Source organism: Paenibacillus sp. lzh-N1 (assembly GCF_002872435.1).
GTDB classification, from domain to species: domain Bacteria; phylum Bacillota; class Bacilli; order Paenibacillales; family Paenibacillaceae; genus Paenibacillus; species Paenibacillus polymyxa_C.
In genome coordinates, this window is sequence record NZ_CP025696.1 from 1,078,058 (window position 1) to 1,095,170 (window position 17,113).

The following is a 17,113-nucleotide window of genomic DNA, read 5'->3' on the forward strand; positions in this document are numbered from 1 at the left end:
GTCAACCAGAAAAACTGGTTGACCTCTTTTATTTATTTTGCGGTTTGCCCTTCCAAATAAGAAACAGGTTCTTTAACCTCTACTTTGGTGCCCCCAAATTCATCCTTAATGTATTTTTGGGTATCCTCGTTATGATAGAGATCCGCTAATTTTTGTAGTCCCTTATCGTTTGCCTTATCCGATGAAGTAACCAGGACGTTAATATTGTTCTTTGTTGCCTGACTGATCTCTTCGTGGAACAAGGAATCCTTCAGTACGTTCAGACCGCCTTCTAAAGCAATCGTGTTCCCGATCAACACCAAGCCTACATCCTGAATCACGCGCGGACCTGTTTTGTCGTCGATTAGTTCAAATTTCAGGTTTTTAGGATTACTAGTAATATCATTGACTGTACCTAAAGCATCATTAAAGTCAGCTTTAAGCTTAATTAAACCGGATGCTTCCAACAGCTTCAAACCTCTTGCTGTATTCGCCGGGTTGTCCGCCAAAGCCACCAACGCTCCGTCAGTCACTTCATCAATGCTTTTGAACTTTTGCGAATAAATCCCCATCGGCTCCAGGTAGGTAGTCGCTATCGCCTTCAAATCGGCTTTGCTCTCTTTGTTATAGCTCACCAGATACGCCCATGATTGGAATGCATTCACGTCCACATCGCCTTGTCTAGTCGCATTGTTCGTTTCGATCCCACCGTTAATTTCCTTTACTTCAATATCCAGCTTGGCATCCTTGGCGGCCTGGGATTGGGCAATATGCTTCCAAATCTGCGCGTCAGACCCCATGGAACCAATAACTACTTTTTGCGTTTCCGCACCGGAAGCGGAGCTGGAGTCATTACTGTCTGTGCTTTTATTACCGCATCCTGCGGCTACGAGTAATAAACTAATCCCTAATAGTAAAACGAACGATTTTTTCATGTTGTTTTCCCCCAGATCATGCTAGTATGCTAGTGCATCGTCATTCCACCTGTAACATTAATCGCTTGTCCTGTCATATATGCGGAGAGCGGACTTGCCAGAAACAACACCACATTGGCGACATCCTCTACCTCAGCCGTTCTCCCCAAAGGTACCTGCGAACAATCTTCTTCATATATATCCTGGGCGGTCATTCCGCGAATAACGCCCCCTTCAATCCGCTCGCGATGCTTCATCGGCGTTTCTACGATACCTGGACAAACCGCATTTACCAAAATTTGATGCGGAGCAAGCTCAATGGCCATCACCTTGGTCAAGCCGAGAACCGCATGTTTGGATGCACAATATCCGCCCATGGCCCGATATCCATTTTTACCAGCCTGCGAAGCAATTTGGATAATTCGCCCTGGTTTACGCGCATCCACCATTTCCTTGGCAAATCGTTTGGACGCTACATACAGCCCAGTTGAATTGATCGAAAATACTTTTTCCCAATCAGCCAACTCACTATCAATCACATAATCCATCGTAGAAGTACCTGCGCAGTTCACCAAGATGTCAGGAACTCCCGTTTCGCTGATTAGCAGATTGCACCATCTTTCGATATCATCCGGTTTGGATATGTCCAATTGAGTTTCAACCAGCTGTGAATTGACCACTCTATACGGCTCTTCATAAGAAATATCAGCAGAAATGACTTTAGCTCCACTCTGAATGAACAGCTCTACAATCCCCTTGCCTATACCTGACTTGCCGCCTGTCACTACTGCTGTCTGATGAGATAGGTCTATTGAAATCATAGATTTTAAAATACTCTTTTGAAAGGATCGCGGCTAATGCCAGCCTCCAACACAATCTTCACATATTCCTGTGCTGAAAAAAGAGAATGATCCTTATAGTTCCCGCATTCCAAAGCAGTAACAGCCGGAACTTCTGTCGTTTCCAGAATTCTTTTCAAGGTTTTTTCCAAAGCAAGTGCAATTTCCTCAGGCTCGTGTTCATTCCATAAAATCAAGTAGAATCCCGTTCTGCAGCCCATAGGAGAAATATCAATAATGCCTTTGATTTCGTCTCTCAGATACGTTGCCAATAAATGCTCCAGCGTATGTACAGCTGCTGTTGGCAGTGCGTCTTCATTCGGTTGCAGAAATCTCAAGTCATACTTTTGTACCGTGCTTCCTTTTTCATCATGCTCTACTCCTGCTGCTCTTACATAAGGAGCCTTTACAATCGTGTGGTCTAATTGGAAGCTTTCTACTTTTGCCATTTTTCTCATCCTCATTTTCTGTAATTTTTATTTTTAGTCTAATGACGACTACTCAACATTTGTGCTATTTTTTTAAAAATTTAATGCTTTAAATCAGCATTTTTGCAATTATACATCGGATTACTCGGTTTTACCACTATAATTATTATTTTATTTCTCATTTCTTTGTCCGTTTCTCCTTTGCCTGTACGTTTTGACATAGTGTACAATATATACGGTAATCCATCTTTACGAAATAGATCGAGGACATCGTAAGCCTCATTTAGGAGAATGCTCTGTGAATGAACCGGATTGGAAGCACTTGAATGCTGTCCCTTTGCCCTTGCAGGAATTTCAGCTACAGCTGGACCAGAACAGTGTTGACGCCAAGCAACTAGAGGAATGGAAAAAAATCCCCGTCCTTTATCAACTAGCTCTGGAGGAATTAAAGAACAAAATTAAGCTGATCCAAACGGAATGGAAGCTGATAGATGGTTTTAGCCCGATTGAGCACATTAAAACCCGGATCAAAGAACCCCACAGCATTGTGGAAAAAGTTCGGCGCAAAGGGCATGAGGTCACCCTGGACAATATATTGCGTGAAATTCATGATATCGCAGGCATGCGTGTGGTATGCGCATTTGTCAAAGATATCTATCGCCTGATGGATCACCTCCGCACACGGGAAGACATTCGCATACTGGAGGTCAAGGACTATATTGCCCATCCTAAGCCCAACGGCTATCAGAGCCTACATGTTATTGTGGAAATTCCACTGATTCTGTTTGAGGGCACACGCTGGATTAAGGTCGAGATTCAATTGCGCACATTGGCTATGGATTTTTGGGCCAGTATGGAGCATATTTTGTACTATAAGTTTGATAAGAAAGTGCCCGAACATGTCGTTAACGGATTGACCGAAGCTGCACGTGCAACCTACGAACTGGATCAGAAAATGCTCAAGCTGCGCGGGGAAATTTTATCGCTTAGCGAGGAACAGAATGTGGAAGAGTCTCCAGGGAAACGAGCTGAAGAGTCAGCTTTGAAGGCACTTTCCCTCCCCGCAGATCACGCCACTTCTCGGTCGCAGACGTGCTAGGCATACAGCCACAGGATAACTAAATCATTCATTCTAGGCTGTTCCCCCTCGTGCTGGAGCTTAGGAACTTATGTATGATGTATAAATAAAGAGCCGTCAACACCACTATGATCATGGTTTTGACGGCTCTTTTACACTTTTTTTCAGTCAAATCAAATATTACTGCTTCTCATGAATCTCTGTGCTGATTTTCTCAACGATGTCCGCAATGCTGAATGACCCCAGATCGCCTTCACCCCGTTTGCGCACGGCTACAGTACCGGTTGTTTTTTCATTTTCCCCGATAACGAACATGTATGGAACCTTCTCCAATTGCGCTTCACGGATTTTATAACCGAGCTTCTCATTCCGAGTATCCACTTCGACGCGCAGACCCGCTTTTAGCAACGCTTCCTGCACCTCATTGGCAGTCTCGATATAGTTCTCGGATACAGGCAACAGCTTCGCATGAACAGGAGCCAACCACAATGGGAATGCACCTGTAAAATGCTCAGTCAGGATGCCCATGAAGCGGTCAATTGAACCGTAGATAGCACGGTGAATAACGACCGGACGGTGCTTCTGGTTGTCCTCGCCCACATAAGTGAGGTCGAATTTTTCAGGCATTTGGAAGTCCAATTGGATCGTTCCGCACTGCCAGCTGCGTTTGAGCGCATCGAGAATGTGGAAGTCAATTTTCGGACCGTAAAATGCTCCATCTCCCGCATTAATACGGTAGTTGATGCCCAGGTGATCCAGCACGTTTTGCAGAGCTTGTTCCGCTTGATCCCACAGCGCTGGCTCGCCCATAAAGTCATCTGGACGTGTGGACAATTCCACTGTGAAGTCAAAGCCAAACACACTATACATTTCGTTAATCAGCTTGATTACGTCCGTAATCTCTTTTTCAATCTGACCTGGTGTAACGAAAATATGCGCATCATCCTGACAGAATGTACGAACACGCATCATACCGTTCAGCGCGCCGGACAGCTCATGACGATGCACTTGTCCAAATTCGGATATACGAATCGGCAGATCGCGGTAAGAATGAAGTTCATTTTTAAATACAAGCATATGCCCCGGGCAGTTCATCGGTTTCAAAGCAAAAGTAGTTTCATCTACTTCGGAGAAGTACATGTTTTCCTTGTAATGCTCATAGTGTCCCGATTGTTCCCACAGACGGTTGTTCATCATCAGCGGTGTACGTACTTCCTCATAGCCATGCAGACGTTGAATGTCACGGGAATAATCTTCCAACGCAGTACGCACAACCATACCTTTAGGCAGGTAGAACGGCATACCAGGTGCTTCTTCGGAGAACATGAACAGCTCCAGCTCTTTACCCAGCTTGCGATGGTCGCGTTTTTTTGCTTCCTCCAGCAAGTGCAAATGCTCATCCAGTTGTGCTTTTTTAGGGAATGCTGTTCCGTAGATACGTTGCAGCATCTTGTTGTTGGAATCGCCTCTCCAGTATGCACCCGCTACACTTAACAATTTGAAAGCCTTGATACGGCCAGTGGACGGCAGATGCGGGCCACGACACAGGTCAAAAAATTCGCCTTGATCATAAATCGTAATTTCCGCTTCTTCTGGCAAATCACGGATCAGTTCCAGCTTCAATGGATCTTCCATTTCACCAAAAATACGAGTTGCTTCCTCACGGCTAACCACACGACGTGTAATCGGCAGATTTTCCTGCGTGATCTTCGCCATTTCCTTTTCGATCTTCGCCAGATCGTCAACGGACAGTGTGTTTTCGATATCAATGTCATAATAGAAGCCGCTGTCGATGACTGGACCAATACCCAGCTTCACATTTTTCTCACCGTAAATGCGTTTGAGCGCCTGGGCCAGCAAATGCGCTGTGCTGTGACGGTAAATTTCCAGACCATCTGCACTGTCCAGCGTAACAATTTCAAGGTCAACGTTCTGATCCAAAACGGTGTTCAGATCGACAGCCTTCCCGTTCACTTTACCTGCTACTGCGTTCTTTTTCAGCCCGGAGCTGATCGAACCCGCCACGTCGGCGATAGTTACGCCCTGCTCGTACTCACGTACGGCTCCATCCGGCAATTTCACTTGAATACTCACGATTAAAGCCTCCATTTCAAATTGTGTGCTATATCAAAATTGAACGCAAAAAAACGCCTCTCTCCCTCAAGGGACGAGTGCGTTCAGCTCGTGGTTCCACCCTAGTTCGGCCCGCTACTGTACATACATTCATGTTCATCCAAACATGCTCATGCACGACCTGCGTGGCCCTCCATTGGTATCCGTTAACGGGGATAAATCGGTGGGCGCTTACTGATGTCACTGCCAGCTTGCACAGCTACACGTTCAACGTCACGGCTACAAAGGGGTAACTTCACATGCGGTTGCCGGAAAAGCTCTCAGCCTCGTCTTTTCTCTCTGAACGGCCCTTCAAGGAAATCATGTCTTTGGTCAATGCCTTGAATATTACTATATGCTACAGCATTATAGATCAAATTTGCAGGTATTTCAAGTGGACGTTTATGTAAGTTTCTGTCTTATTTATCATCCGGCTATGGAGACGAATAGGCCTATATTTACACACTACTAAAAAAACTGTAAGATAATTTCATCTAGACGATACCGTACAGAAAGAGAGCGGGAGAGATGCCTAAAATTATTGTCACAGAAGAACAATGGATTCAAAAAGGAATGGAACGTTTTGAGCAGGGGGGAATCGATGAACTCGTTGTTGAAAAAATGGCCGCTACTTTAGGGTGCAGTAAAAGCAGTTTTTATTGGTATTTTACCAATCGCAGCAGCTATATTCGACAGATTGTAGAGACATGGAAGGCACAGACGACACAACAGGTTATTGCCGCGTCCATCACCCATGCCGCTATAGATGAGCGAATCCAAGAGTTGTTAACCCAGATGTTTGGCAAGACAAAACGGGGCGATTTTCTGTTTTATCTGCGCAAGCTGTCATTGAAGGATGATAGTTACCGTTCCTTGCTCAATGAAGTCGAACAGATGCGAATGGAGTTTATGAAAGAGCTTTTAGTCCAGAAGGGAATGCAGCCAGAGAAAGCCTCTCAGAGATCATGGATGTTGTACCACTACTACTTGGGTTGGTATGAGCGTCACAAGCAAGAGACGTTAAGTGACGAAGCGATCCAGCAGCATATTCATATGATTTGGACAGAGTGGATTTCAAATTAAGGAGGATATGAGATGTTGGAGCTACTTTCATGGGTAGTTGGCGGAATTTTATTGGTACTGAGCGGCATGCATTTATATTGGGTATTCGGCGGGCAAAAAGGTGCTAAGGCAGCGATCCCAAGCACGGGAACGGATTTGCTTTTTAAACCCTCCAAAATAGGGACGTCGATTGTTGCCATTTTACTAGCCTTAGCCGCTTGGTTCGTTTTGGAGTTAGGGAGAGTCGTACCAATTCAGTTTTTCCATTTCTTCTATTTCTACGGTGCAGGCTTGTTGTCATGTTTATTTATTTTACGTTCTATAGGAGATTTCAAATGGGTAGGGTTCTTCAAGAGAAAAAAAGGAACGGTTTTTGCAAAATGGGATACTGTGCTCTATTCGCCCCTTTGTTTTCTCTTGGGAACAGCCATTTTAATGATGATGCTTTTACGTACGGCATAGCTTAAAGCTGATCTTTACCCGATTTGTTTCTTTCTTACGTCTCCACCAGTTTCTTTCTCAGTGAAATAGTACAGTAAAGCCAGCACAGGCAAAATGACTCCAATCAGAGCGCTGAAATTCCAACCACCCAACGCATAAGACCAACCACCTAATGATGATCCAATCGCTCCACCTATGAAAAAGATAGACATGAATAATCCATTCAGACGCCCTCTCGCTTCACTTCCCAAGGAGTAAATAACGCGTTGCCCAAGCACAAGGTTTCCTGATACAGCCATATCCAGTGTAATCGCTGAAACAAAGAGAAGGATGAGCGCAGCCGTCGAATGACTTTGAAAAATATAGATGACCAAAAAAGACAAGGCGGCAATGATCATAGCTAGCCCGGTTAAACCTTTGCTCCAGCCTTTATCAGCCAATCTTCCGGCAATTGGAGCTGCTATTGCGCCCCCTACACCTACTAGAGCAAACAGTGCAATTCCTTGCTGGGACATGCCGAAATCATCCGCCAAGCGTAGAGGAACAACCGTCCAAAACAGGCTGAAAGCACCAAATAGGCAGGCTTGATATAAGGCACGGCGGCGCAATGCAGGCGTTTGTTTGAAAAGAGTACCTAGCGAGAGAATCAGTTTACTGTAAGATACCGTAGGTACAGGCTTGCGCTCTGGAAGAGCCCGCGAGAGAAGAATCGTCAACAATGTCAGAACGATGGCTGACATAATAAATACGGCTTGCCAGCCCCAGATGCTGGTTATGAAGCTTGCCAATGGACGTGCGAACATAATCCCTAGCAAGAGTCCGCTCATGACATTCCCGACAACCCGGCCGCGCTGCTCTTCGGATGCTAAATAGGTAGCATACGGCACCAGTATTTGGGCTACTACAGATCCAACTCCAATGAACAAGGATGCGGTCAAGAACAACGTGGCATTGGGGGCGAAGGCAGCAACGAGCAATGCACAGACTGTAATGATGAGCGATACGACCATGAGCCGTCGATTTTCAATAATGTCGCTAATGGGTACGATAAACAGCAGTCCCACAACATAACCGATTTGAGTTAAAGTGACAATGAAGCCCGCTGTTGTGGAAGAAAGGCCCATCGCTACATGAATAGGTCCTACCAGGGTTTGAGCATAGTAAAGGTTGGCAACAATAAGGCCGCATGCCGCTGCCAACAGAAACATCATCCAATTTGAAATACGGTTACCTTCTACGGCTTGTTGTTCTCTTTGCATGATAATCCTCCTCAATAATTTAAATACTGAACGTATAGTTCTTTAATTCGATAATCAAATAATATACTGAACGTTTCGTTTTGTAAATAGGCAAATTCAACTTTTTATTCTTACCTGATATTTGATATACTGAACGTATAGTTTATTTTAATGTTTTCTTATATCTATGTAAGAAGGTGAGCATTCCAGTGCAGAGTAAAAGAGGACGTCCGCGTAATGTCGAGTCGCAAAAATCTATCCTTACCGCCTCTTATGATCTACTGTTGGAGCAAGGCTTTGGGGCTGTTACGGTAGAAAAAATTGCTGAGCGAGCAAAAGTGAGCAAAGCCACCATATATAAATGGTGGCCTAACAAAGCTGCCGTAGTGATGGATGGTTTCCTGTCAGCTACCATGGCAAGATTGCCCGTGCCCGACACGGGTCGTGTATTGGACGATATTCTCATTCATGCTACGAATTTAGTACGGTTTCTAATCAGTCGAGAAGGTAAAATTATTACGGAGTTAATTGGCGAAGGGCAACTTGATACAGGGTTGTCAGAGGCATACCGAACCCGGTATTTTCATCCACGGCGACTTGAAGCCCGGCATCTTATTGAGCGGGGAATAGAGCGTGGGGAATTGAAGGAGCATCTCGATGTTGAATTATGTATCGATCTCATTTATGGGCCGGTTTTTTATCGATTGCTGGTAACCGGTTATCCATTAGACGATGCCTATGTACGACAATTAGTCATGAATGCGTTCGAAGGGATTAGCTTGGACTGAATTGCGAATGCCATATAGCGGGGCTGGCAGCCACCACAGAGTATTCTCCGTGGTGGCTGCTTATTTCTTTTTTCCTTTTTCTTTTACCCGCCGATCCTCTATGCTAACTCCTGCTTTATTTATTCGTCAGGATCTATACTAATCTTTTGCAGTAAGTCGATCAGAAGGTCCTCTTCCTCTTCGGATAAATTGTGGACAAGACCGGCATTGAGCTCGTCCAGTATTGCTTGTAGGACAGGAGCGAATTCTAATGCCTTGGCCGTGGGAGACACAAGTTGAGAACGTCGATCATTCGGATCCGTTTTACGTTCAATGTAGCCTGATTCCTCTAATTGTTTTACAGAGCGTGCCGTGGTTGCCTTATCAAATTTAAGTTCATTCGTCAGCTGCTCCTGTGTAATACCTGGCCGCTGCAAAATAATCTTTAAAAAACTGTGTTGCCCCCCACTGCCGATTCCGTAAGGAGCCAGTTTTTTGGACAGTATTTTTTGATTTCGACGGTACAGGTGGGAAATTAGCTTTCCAATCGGTTTTTTCCTCATTAAATACACCTCATTGGCTTGAAAATGGCAATCCCCAGCTGGGACCAAAACAAAGTTTACAATAATATTGTTGCGCACGCAACTAATTTGCTGTAAACTAGAACCGTTCATTTAGTTGCGTATGCAACTAAAGAGGAACTGTCAACGATAAAGAGGTGTTAATGATGAGTTCAACTGCTACAACTGCTGCAACCTATCAAGAGAATATCGAAGTTCAGAAGAAACGTTGGATGATTTTGATTGTTTTAAATCTGTTTACGTTTATGTCCACCTTGGATGGAAGTATTGTTAATATTGCTCTTCCTGTGTTGTCTCGCACGTTACATTTACCTGTGGCACAGATTGAATGGGTGACAACCGCCTATTTAATGGCGATATGTACCGCTATTTTATTTTTTGGCAAGCTAGGGGATATGGTCGGTAAAATCAAAATATTCAAAATCGGCACCATCATATTCATTCTTGGCTCCCTATTGTGCGGTCTTAGCTCTTCACTCTCCCTATTGCTGATTTCGCGCATCATTCAGGCAATTGGAGCATCCATGACCATGGCGAACAGCCAAGGGATCGTAACAGATATCTTCCCGTCTACTGAACGGGGCAAAGCGCTTGGCCTCATCGGAACTTTCGTTTCTTTGGGTAGTATCGCCGGGCCGAGCTTGGGCGGTATTATTGTCTCCTCGCTGGGTTGGCAATACATTTTCTGGGTCAATGTACCGATAGGCCTGATCGCTGTCTTTCTGGGCTGGAGGCTTCTGCCTAAGGATCTGATCAAGGTGAAGGATAAGATCGACATTCCTGGCAGCCTGGTGTTTGCTATTTTTATTCTCACTTTATTCGTCGGATTGTTGCTGGGACAGCAGGTCGGGTATGGAGACCCACGTATTATTGCTTCGCTGGTGGTGGCCGTAGTTGCTTTTGCCATATTCATTTGGTTGGAATTGCGTCGTCCACAACCGCTGTTACAGCTCGCTCTATTCAAAAATCCGTTGTTTTCACTCAGTATTTTGTGTGCTTTTCTGGTGTTTGTCGCTAACTTCTGCTTTAACATCATTTCGCCTTTCTATGCACAGAATATGCTGAACTTGTCGCCTTTTTATGCCGGATTTCTGCTGATGTTGTTCCCCATCTCTATGGTTATTGTGGCCCCGCTCAGCGGCGCGCTTTCCGATAAAATCGGGTCTGAACTACTCACCTTCGCCGGGCTGGTCGTTATGGTCGTTGCCCAAATTGGATTAGCGGAACTGCATGCAGGCAGCTCCATCCCGCTCGTCGGTCTGTGGATTGCCATGCTGGGTATTGGCAGTGGTTTATTCCAATCGCCGAACAATTCGCTGATTATGTCCAAGGTACCCCGTACACAGCTTGGCTCAGCCGGAAGTGTTAATTCACTGGTGCGCAACGTCGGGATGGTTGTAGGGATCACGCTGGCCACAACCATTCTCTTTAATGTTATGAGTAAAGAGGCTGGTTATCGAGTCACCGGATTGGTTCCGGGTCACCCTGAAATTTTTCTGGAAGGAATGCATGTAGTCTTTATGACGTCTGCCTCCATCTGTCTTGTGTCGGCATTGTTAACAGGCTGGAGGCTGATTGGGGCAAAACGGGCAAGAGTGCAGCAAGAAAAGAGATAGGATCATCAGGAAGCCAAACAGGCTATTGTAATAAGGATTACGTATCCTCTTACACTTCTACTAAGCGTCCGTTCTCTCTCCAGGATTGCAGTATTTTCTCAAGTACCCACTGATTGTTGTATCCGTCATCGAACAATGGGGCTCGATCCACGAACTCCCCCCTTACCAGCTTAACAAAATCGCCATCGGCTGTATGATTATAGATTGGTGGAACAGCCCAAGTCTCGTATTCGGCATCCGGGTGTTCTAGGTCACGTAACACAATGCGAATACTTTCCGGATTATTGAGACTTGCGTGCAGCGTACCGAGTTCGCCGTAGATATCCACTTCGATATCGTGACGTTTGCCGATGGCATTTTTGTGAGTGATGAAGGTACCCACGGTATTATCGCCAATGATGCCATGAAAGGCGGCGAGATCTTCCACATCCACTTTTACAGGCAGACCCGTGACCGGATCGGGCCGCTCAGGTGTAATGATATGTAGCAGCGCCGCGACGCTTTTAAATTCACCAATCAGAAAACGAGCCAGATCAATAATATGTGAGGCCGTATCCCCCACTACTCCAGAGCCGGCCTTGGCTAAATTGTGTCGCCATGTATACGGATGGTGACGATACGGTGAAAATGCATCCATTAGATAACGAAATTGAATATTATAGATTTTGCCCAGCTTGTGCTCATCCAGCAGTTGCTTGGTATATTGGAAGGCCGCGCCGTAGCGATGCTTGTAGTGAACCAGCAAAGGCACCGGATTCGCGGTATACAGCTTTTTCAACTGACCTGCCTCCGACCACGTGAGTGTCAATGGTTTCTCTGCCAGTACAGCTTTGTGTTCTTCCAGCGCAATACGAATAATGTCAAAATGCACATCATTGGGTGTCAGCGACAGAATCGCATCTACCTCTGGGTCACGGATCAATGCTTCATAATGGGAGTACCGCTTGGAGGCAGGCAGTTGCAATTGCTCTCCGATGGCTTGAAGGCGGTTCGCATTTACATCACTAACGGCCACAATCGATACCCCCGACATGCTGTGTAATGATCTGATGTGATATTCAGCGATCAGGCCCAAGCCGATGATACCCATCCGAATGGGTAGGGTTGGGGAGGTAGAGGTACTCATATGTTCAGAATTCCCTTCTCTACAATTTGGTTTGATATCTGGAGCACATTCCTTTTTGCTATGCAGTATCACCCGTACCTTCGTAGAATAGTCCCCATCAGAAGTGATCGTCGTAAGTTTTACTTCCACAGACAGATAGCAGACAGTGAATACAATTCCCCATAAAAAAGGATCTGCAGCTCCGTTGTCCGGTTTTGCAGATCCTTTATGCTTCTTCTTTATATCGACTACATCGACTACATCAAAAATGTACCTACGACAAAAGATACCCCGATGATGATTGAGCGCAACAGCTGTGCCAGAGCTACATTGCCTTTGGCAATTTCCTCGCACACCTTGGTGCGCGGCGTCACCAGATCGAAAATCACATACACCAGACACAGCACTACAATGCCCACGGCCGACCAGGTCAGCATATCGAGCCATGAATGGCTGCTATACGATACCATTCCCACGATGATACACAGACCTAGCAGCTTTGCCCCCATATAGATGCCTGCCGCTTCATTGCCGCGTGCGATTTCCTGATTATCGTTATAACGTGTCAGCAAGCTGAACACAAAATAACCTACGATTAAGATGGCAAACAAGATAAGCAGGCCGATACCTACATTGCCCAATGCGTTGCCCAAACTGATATGAGAGTCCAATTTTTTTCCTCCTTATGATACTTGTGAATAGGAACAGATCTGTTCGAATATTTTACATTTCACAATTCAGCTTATACAGCGGGTGGATTAGAAGGTTCGTTGGCAACGGCGGCAGCGCAATAGTAGGCCATATCGCCTGTTACCTTTTCACCGATTCGCGGCAGAACCCCCGCAAAACGCCCCCCGATCACGAATATGCCTGTCAGTACATAGCCGTGAAATAGCCCTTCCTCAGTCTGCACCTCTGCGCTCTGCATGGGCCACAGCCGCTGATAAATCTTAGGCTGTTCCTCGTAATAAGCGGCAATATGTGCGGCTTCCTCCTGTTCAGGTGTTAGTGGAGCATCAGCTTGATGATGCAGATCAGGCTGGTCAGCCTTCGCATTTTGGGCCACTCCCAAGACACCTTCCAGTCTCTTCTCGGGTTCAGGCTGCTCAATCAAATGCGTGCCTTTACCCTCTCGGCCCCATATGCCTTTGGCGACATAAGGCTCTTTATTTTGCAGAAACACGGATGGCTCAAAATATGTAGGTAGCAGGTAGGTTTGTATCACCTCCAGCTCCCGTTCGTCAAACAAACGAAAACCGCAGAACGCTGGTGTCTGTTCATTGCGCTCGTACAGCGACCATACGGTTGCGGTGAACCCTTTGCTCTGCGTAATGATATGCTGCGGCGGATTGATTAGTCCTATTTTTCCGTCTGCCACCATATCCATTAACGCCTGCCCCACCTCAAGCCCTGTGTCCTCTTCCCGATCTTCAATCAGATATTCCAGCGGATACAGGCGATAGAGGATGTGAATCTGCTCTCCCCGGTGATACAATCCTTCATTCGGGATAATTTCCAGTTCTTCCAATGGCGCATAAACCACTTCAAACCCGGCTTGTTCACATAAACGCATGATATATTTGGTATTCGTCTGATCCTCGATATGCCATTCATAGCAAGTGAAATACACCTTTGTCCCCAAACCCTTACGACTATAAAAATGAATGAGCTCCGTCAAGGCAGACTGAATCGCCTCATCCATTCCTGATGAGGGTCCATGTAAATCAATGTCATCCCCTGACATTCTCTCACCATGCAGCACCTCCAGCAGCTTTCCTTCGAGATAAGCCACCTCGGGAATCCCGGTCGGGGTATCGGTGTTATTCTCAATGCACTTGATCCCCGCTTCCCCCACAATCCAGTCCTGACGGGTGATCCCATCCGGCGCGGCTTCCATACGTGCAGCACGCAGCAAGCCTGGATGAATCCCCAACCGCTCCACCAGGTATTCATCCGGCATATAGCGCTGGATAAATTGCTGAACCTTGCGATAAATACGATGTACCGCCTCAGAAGCAGCCTGAAGCTCTGCCAGCTCGCTTTCCCGATACACCGTTAAGGCCGGCACGCAATAGGACTTGCCGTACATGCGATGATACGGAATCATATGGCTGATTTCACCCTTAAAAAGCTCGTCATGTTCATAAGGTAATTGCCGAATCGTACGCATGCTCATTTTAACCCCCAGAAAAAAAGCCGCTGCGTGAGCCACTGCTGCCAAAACCACTGTGTGAACTGGAAGATGAGGACGAGCTTTTGCGATAAGAGCTGGAGGAAGAACGGCTGCTATGATATGAGGAGCCTCCACTATAATAGGTCGATCCGCCATAATAATACCCGCTGCTGCCTGAATCCCGACAGGCCGTTTGCTCTGATACAGGGAGCTCGTCGCAGTCATAATACTCGTCGTCACCGCAACCCGTCAGAGCGGCCGGGACAGCCAACATCAGGGCAAAGGCCGCCATCCGTGCACGAGAGCCGGGCTTGGATTTCATGGTTTCCCAAGAATGCTCCATCACAGATCGACCTCCTTCACAAACAAATGCACCTTTTTCAACTGAGGGTCCAATACCGAATATATAAATTCGTATGTTTTGCCACCCAATACCGTATAGTGATCCAATAGCCGTTGGGCTAGGTCTAAGGTAAATACCGAGCCTTCCCGCTGATCCATGCTACGGAACGCAGGCTCATGCCATACCCAGTACAATGCGCTGAATGTGGACGTATAGCCTCCTTCACTGGCTAGCACGAGGTCCGTGATCGACGCGCCGTAAGGCTGTGCACGTTCCCCTGTAAATTCGGTCACATAGACGGAATGATCCGTATGCTCCTCACTTTCATTCGAGGTATGCGCCCATAGTTTGTCATGGAGACGCGTAGCGTCTACAAGCTTGCGCAGAAACAGCTCATCTCCCGATACGGATTCCCGTGTCAGGCTGCGCAGTTCCTTTTGAGTGTCTTCTGACCATTCGCGATACGTTAATGAATAATAAATGATGATTCCCTTCCCTTCCTGTACGCTTCTGTCATGAGGTTTACTATAAATTCAAGCTTCTGTCGTCGTTCACTATACGAGATTCTACCTTGAAAAGGTTCAATTTGGAAGAAAAATACGACAAAAAGCCGCAATCCCCAGGATTACGGCTTGGTTGCAGCGCCTATAGCTTGATATTGTTTTCGTCGAAATATTCCTCCAGCGTCAACCCTTGCTTGGCTACATCCTCTGCAATGTCTACTCCCACATAACGGATATGCCAAGGCTCGTACACATAGCCGGTCACATCTTCCTTACCCTGCATATAACGAATAATAAATCCGTATTCCGGTGCATGTTGTTCCAGCCATTGACCTTCCTTGGAAGCTCCGAACGATTGCTCCAGCACATTGCCTACGCTGGGGCTGGATACGTCAATGGACAATCCTGTCTGATGCTCACTCGTACCTGGTACAGCGCTGACTTTAGAGGCATATTCCTGCCCCTTTGTCTTTACATTGTTGTCGAAAATAGACACCTGACGCTTATAGGAACGGTATCCCGATACCGCACGCAGCTCAATGCCGTCCTTTTTCGCACCGTCGAACAGCTTCTCCAGTGCCTCTGCCGCTTCCTTACGCAAATGCCGCTTCTCATGCGGTCCCTCAAAGGAAAAAGGCACCTGCGGCTCTACCAGATCATCCGGGACGTAGCCCACAGGCAAGCTGCGCTTTTTGTTCACAACGACTGTATCCGAAGTCGCATTGGTGACAACCGCAGTTCCATCCTCTTCCTTAACTGTGGCCTGCAGTGCACTTTGGCTTCGCAACGCCATCACAGGATCAGCCTGTCCACTTCCTGTATCCGCAGAGGCTTGTCCAGCGCTAGTACTGCCATTCCCCGCATCCGTCTGGGTGGAAGGCTGTACATTCTCCTGTACCGTTGTGGATGATTTTAATGGCTCACTTTCCTGTCCACCTGATCCTCCTTGCTGGCAAGCTGCCAGCAATAGCCCTGGCAAGATCAGCCCCGGAATGAGCGCTTTGGTCCATCGCTGAGATGTGCGCGTCTGTTGTATATGTCGTTTCATGCTGGTATCTCCTCCAATATTGCAATTGATACATGACTTGCAGTGACTTTTCCGTTCCCTCATTGTAACTGAACTTTGGACACTCTTCGAAGCCGTTATCCTATCCAATGAGGGTGAACAGACTCGAAAAAGAAAGCATATACCCGAATTATTACGGATTATGACGTTTTTGCGGGATTGCAGCCTGGGCTCGCTCGGCTACCCGTTCACGTATGAGTTTCAATGCTTCTTCGGCACGGGGTAACCCTGGCAGCAAGGACGTAATATCGGTCTCCTTTTTGGAAGCAAGTTTCTGCGGTAGGCGGATTTCAATGGCATGAAAGCCTGCTCCGGGACGATGTAACGCTCCTTCAGCTGCAGATTCTGCAATCCACTCGCTAATCGCTGCCGTTCCGCTGCGTCCGCCCTCCGCGCGTGAGGTAGGCTCAAGCGCGGGGGATGTTCTCTGCATATGGGATAACTCTCCAGCCCAAGCACTAAACACGTATTCCAGCAGCTCTTCCTGCGTCATTCCGATCAACGCCGGACAGTGTTGTGGCTCGTTTTCCAGTCCGGCCTGAAGAGCTTTCTTCACGTCTTCGACTGCACCCAGCCCATTCTCTCTGCTGGAGATGGCGGTCTCAGCTGCGAGTTGAACAATCTCATCCAGCGACAGGCAAGCTTCCCCTTTCAGAAGACGGTAGATGTCCAAAGGCTCCGCTTTTAATTGCTCCAGCCATGCCCCTCGCTGTTCCAGGTTCAGTACAGGCACTGGGCCAGTCCATTGAACGGGATGTGCGAAAGGTACACCCGTCGATTTACCTTCTGGCCCATTGCCGTCTAATTCCACGATCCATCGACCGTCAGTTACTTTCAGCTTCACTTGCGGTCTCGTCATCGCCTTCAT

General features: G+C 46.8%; 18 protein-coding genes. 5 read left to right on the forward strand and 13 right to left on the reverse strand.

The window, feature by feature from the left end; all coding sequences use genetic code 11:
* Nucleotides 1-32 precede the first annotated feature (32 nt).
* From C0638_RS04860 to C0638_RS04870, 3 genes are read right to left on the reverse strand one after another with little or no spacing between them, the layout of a single operon-like run.
* Nucleotides 33-914, reverse strand: coding sequence for a MetQ/NlpA family ABC transporter substrate-binding protein (locus tag C0638_RS04860; protein ID WP_058710965.1), 882 nt, complete (start codon nt 912-914; stop codon nt 33-35).
* A 29-nt stretch (nt 915-943) separates the two neighbouring features.
* Nucleotides 944-1,714, reverse strand: coding sequence for an SDR family NAD(P)-dependent oxidoreductase (locus C0638_RS04865; protein ID WP_013369210.1), 771 nt, complete (start codon nt 1,712-1,714; stop codon nt 944-946).
* Nucleotides 1,715-1,719: 5 nt separating this feature from the next.
* Nucleotides 1,720-2,181, reverse strand: a complete 462-nt coding sequence (locus tag C0638_RS04870) for an S-ribosylhomocysteine lyase (RefSeq protein WP_013369209.1) — start codon at nt 2,179-2,181, stop codon at nt 1,720-1,722.
* Between the two features lie 277 nt (nt 2,182-2,458).
* On the opposite strand from C0638_RS04870, the gene C0638_RS04875 reads away from it, so the two are divergent.
* Nucleotides 2,459-3,259: a GTP pyrophosphokinase gene (locus C0638_RS04875; RefSeq protein ID WP_102163370.1), complete on the forward strand. Its 801-nt coding sequence runs from the start codon at nt 2,459-2,461 to the stop codon at nt 3,257-3,259.
* A 159-nt stretch (nt 3,260-3,418) separates the two neighbouring features.
* On the opposite strand, the gene thrS is transcribed toward C0638_RS04875, so the two are convergent.
* A complete protein-coding gene (gene thrS / locus C0638_RS04880; protein ID WP_102163371.1) occupies nt 3,419-5,332 on the reverse strand; it encodes a threonine--tRNA ligase in 1,914 nt (637 codons plus the stop codon).
* A 546-nt stretch (nt 5,333-5,878) separates the two neighbouring features.
* Between thrS and C0638_RS04885 the strand changes: the two genes are divergently transcribed.
* Both C0638_RS04885 and C0638_RS04890 read left to right on the forward strand, forming a co-directional pair.
* A complete protein-coding gene (locus C0638_RS04885; protein ID WP_058710966.1) occupies nt 5,879-6,433 on the forward strand; it encodes a TetR/AcrR family transcriptional regulator in 555 nt (184 codons plus the stop codon).
* A 12-nt stretch (nt 6,434-6,445) separates the two neighbouring features.
* Nucleotides 6,446-6,874 carry a DUF3995 domain-containing protein gene (locus C0638_RS04890; RefSeq protein WP_058710967.1) on the forward strand — a complete coding sequence of 143 codons (429 nt, stop codon included), beginning with the start codon at nt 6,446-6,448 and terminating at the stop codon, nt 6,872-6,874.
* 14 nt (nt 6,875-6,888) lie between these two features.
* Here C0638_RS04890 and C0638_RS04895 read toward each other — a convergent pair whose 3' ends face one another.
* Nucleotides 6,889-8,112 (reverse strand): MFS transporter, encoded by a 1,224-nt coding sequence (locus tag C0638_RS04895; protein ID WP_058710968.1) that lies wholly within the window; start codon nt 8,110-8,112, stop codon nt 6,889-6,891.
* 188 nt (nt 8,113-8,300) lie between these two features.
* Here C0638_RS04895 and C0638_RS04900 point away from each other — a divergent pair, with 188 nt between their 5' ends.
* Nucleotides 8,301-8,879, forward strand: a complete 579-nt coding sequence (locus C0638_RS04900) for a TetR/AcrR family transcriptional regulator (RefSeq protein ID WP_044787061.1) — start codon at nt 8,301-8,303, stop codon at nt 8,877-8,879.
* A gap of 119 nt (nt 8,880-8,998) precedes the next feature.
* Here C0638_RS04900 and C0638_RS04905 read toward each other — a convergent pair whose 3' ends face one another.
* Nucleotides 8,999-9,421 (reverse strand): MarR family winged helix-turn-helix transcriptional regulator, encoded by a 423-nt coding sequence (locus C0638_RS04905; protein ID WP_025675684.1) that lies wholly within the window; start codon nt 9,419-9,421, stop codon nt 8,999-9,001.
* Nucleotides 9,422-9,585: 164 nt separating this feature from the next.
* On the opposite strand from C0638_RS04905, the gene C0638_RS04910 reads away from it, so the two are divergent.
* Complete coding sequence (locus C0638_RS04910; RefSeq protein ID WP_040102236.1) at nt 9,586-11,055, forward strand: MFS transporter; 1,470 nt, start codon at nt 9,586-9,588, stop codon at nt 11,053-11,055.
* Between the two features lie 49 nt (nt 11,056-11,104).
* Here C0638_RS04910 and C0638_RS04915 read toward each other — a convergent pair whose 3' ends face one another.
* The 7 genes from C0638_RS04915 to C0638_RS04945 all read right to left on the reverse strand — a co-directional run bounded on the left by C0638_RS04915 (nt 11,105) and on the right by C0638_RS04945 (nt 17,104).
* Complete coding sequence (locus C0638_RS04915) at nt 11,105-12,181, reverse strand: Gfo/Idh/MocA family protein (protein ID WP_040102237.1); 1,077 nt, start codon at nt 12,179-12,181, stop codon at nt 11,105-11,107.
* 236 nt (nt 12,182-12,417) lie between these two features.
* Nucleotides 12,418-12,831: a DUF350 domain-containing protein gene (locus C0638_RS04920; protein WP_016819503.1), complete on the reverse strand. Its 414-nt coding sequence runs from the start codon at nt 12,829-12,831 to the stop codon at nt 12,418-12,420.
* A 71-nt stretch (nt 12,832-12,902) separates the two neighbouring features.
* Nucleotides 12,903-14,336, reverse strand: a complete 1,434-nt coding sequence (locus C0638_RS04925) for a glutathionylspermidine synthase family protein (protein WP_058710969.1) — start codon at nt 14,334-14,336, stop codon at nt 12,903-12,905.
* A gap of 1 nt (nt 14,337) precedes the next feature.
* On the reverse strand, nt 14,338-14,676 hold the full coding sequence (locus tag C0638_RS04930; protein ID WP_013369194.1) for a hypothetical protein: 339 nt from the start codon (nt 14,674-14,676) through the stop codon (nt 14,338-14,340).
* On the reverse strand, nt 14,676-14,969 hold the full coding sequence (locus C0638_RS04935; RefSeq protein WP_013369193.1) for a hypothetical protein: 294 nt from the start codon (nt 14,967-14,969) through the stop codon (nt 14,676-14,678). Before C0638_RS04935 ends, C0638_RS04930 begins: the two co-directional genes overlap by 1 nt.
* A 352-nt stretch (nt 14,970-15,321) precedes the next feature.
* Complete coding sequence (locus C0638_RS04940; protein WP_013369192.1) at nt 15,322-16,227, reverse strand: M15 family metallopeptidase; 906 nt, start codon at nt 16,225-16,227, stop codon at nt 15,322-15,324.
* A 151-nt stretch (nt 16,228-16,378) separates the two neighbouring features.
* The gene (locus tag C0638_RS04945; RefSeq protein WP_058710970.1) at nt 16,379-17,104 is read right to left on the reverse strand and encodes a hypothetical protein; all 726 of its coding nucleotides are present in this window, start codon (nt 17,102-17,104) and stop codon (nt 16,379-16,381) included.
* Nucleotides 17,105-17,113 lie beyond the last annotated feature (9 nt).

Bases quoted from the DNA above. Each gene is read 5' to 3' on its own strand.
- C0638_RS04885 (WP_058710966.1), top strand. From the start codon at position 5,879: ATGCCTAAAATTATTGTCACAGAAGAACAATGGATTCAAAAAGGAATG.
- C0638_RS04910 (WP_040102236.1), top strand. From the start codon at position 9,586: ATGAGTTCAACTGCTACAACTGCTGCAACCTATCAAGAGAATATCGAA.
- C0638_RS04945 (WP_058710970.1), bottom strand. From the start codon at position 17,104: ATGACGAGACCGCAAGTGAAGCTGAAAGTAACTGACGGTCGATGGATC.
- C0638_RS04940 (WP_013369192.1), bottom strand. From the start codon at position 16,227: ATGAAACGACATATACAACAGACGCGCACATCTCAGCGATGGACCAAA.
- C0638_RS04915 (WP_040102237.1), bottom strand. From the start codon at position 12,181: ATGAGTACCTCTACCTCCCCAACCCTACCCATTCGGATGGGTATCATC.
- C0638_RS04870 (WP_013369209.1), bottom strand. From the start codon at position 2,181: ATGGCAAAAGTAGAAAGCTTCCAATTAGACCACACGATTGTAAAGGCT.
- C0638_RS04865 (WP_013369210.1), bottom strand. From the start codon at position 1,714: ATGATTTCAATAGACCTATCTCATCAGACAGCAGTAGTGACAGGCGGC.
- C0638_RS04930 (WP_013369194.1), bottom strand. From the start codon at position 14,676: ATGGAGCATTCTTGGGAAACCATGAAATCCAAGCCCGGCTCTCGTGCA.
- C0638_RS04905 (WP_025675684.1), bottom strand. From the start codon at position 9,421: ATGAGGAAAAAACCGATTGGAAAGCTAATTTCCCACCTGTACCGTCGA.
- C0638_RS04925 (WP_058710969.1), bottom strand. From the start codon at position 14,336: ATGAGCATGCGTACGATTCGGCAATTACCTTATGAACATGACGAGCTT.
- C0638_RS04860 (WP_058710965.1), bottom strand. From the start codon at position 914: ATGAAAAAATCGTTCGTTTTACTATTAGGGATTAGTTTATTACTCGTA.
- C0638_RS04890 (WP_058710967.1), top strand. From the start codon at position 6,446: ATGTTGGAGCTACTTTCATGGGTAGTTGGCGGAATTTTATTGGTACTG.
- C0638_RS04895 (WP_058710968.1), bottom strand. From the start codon at position 8,112: ATGCAAAGAGAACAACAAGCCGTAGAAGGTAACCGTATTTCAAATTGG.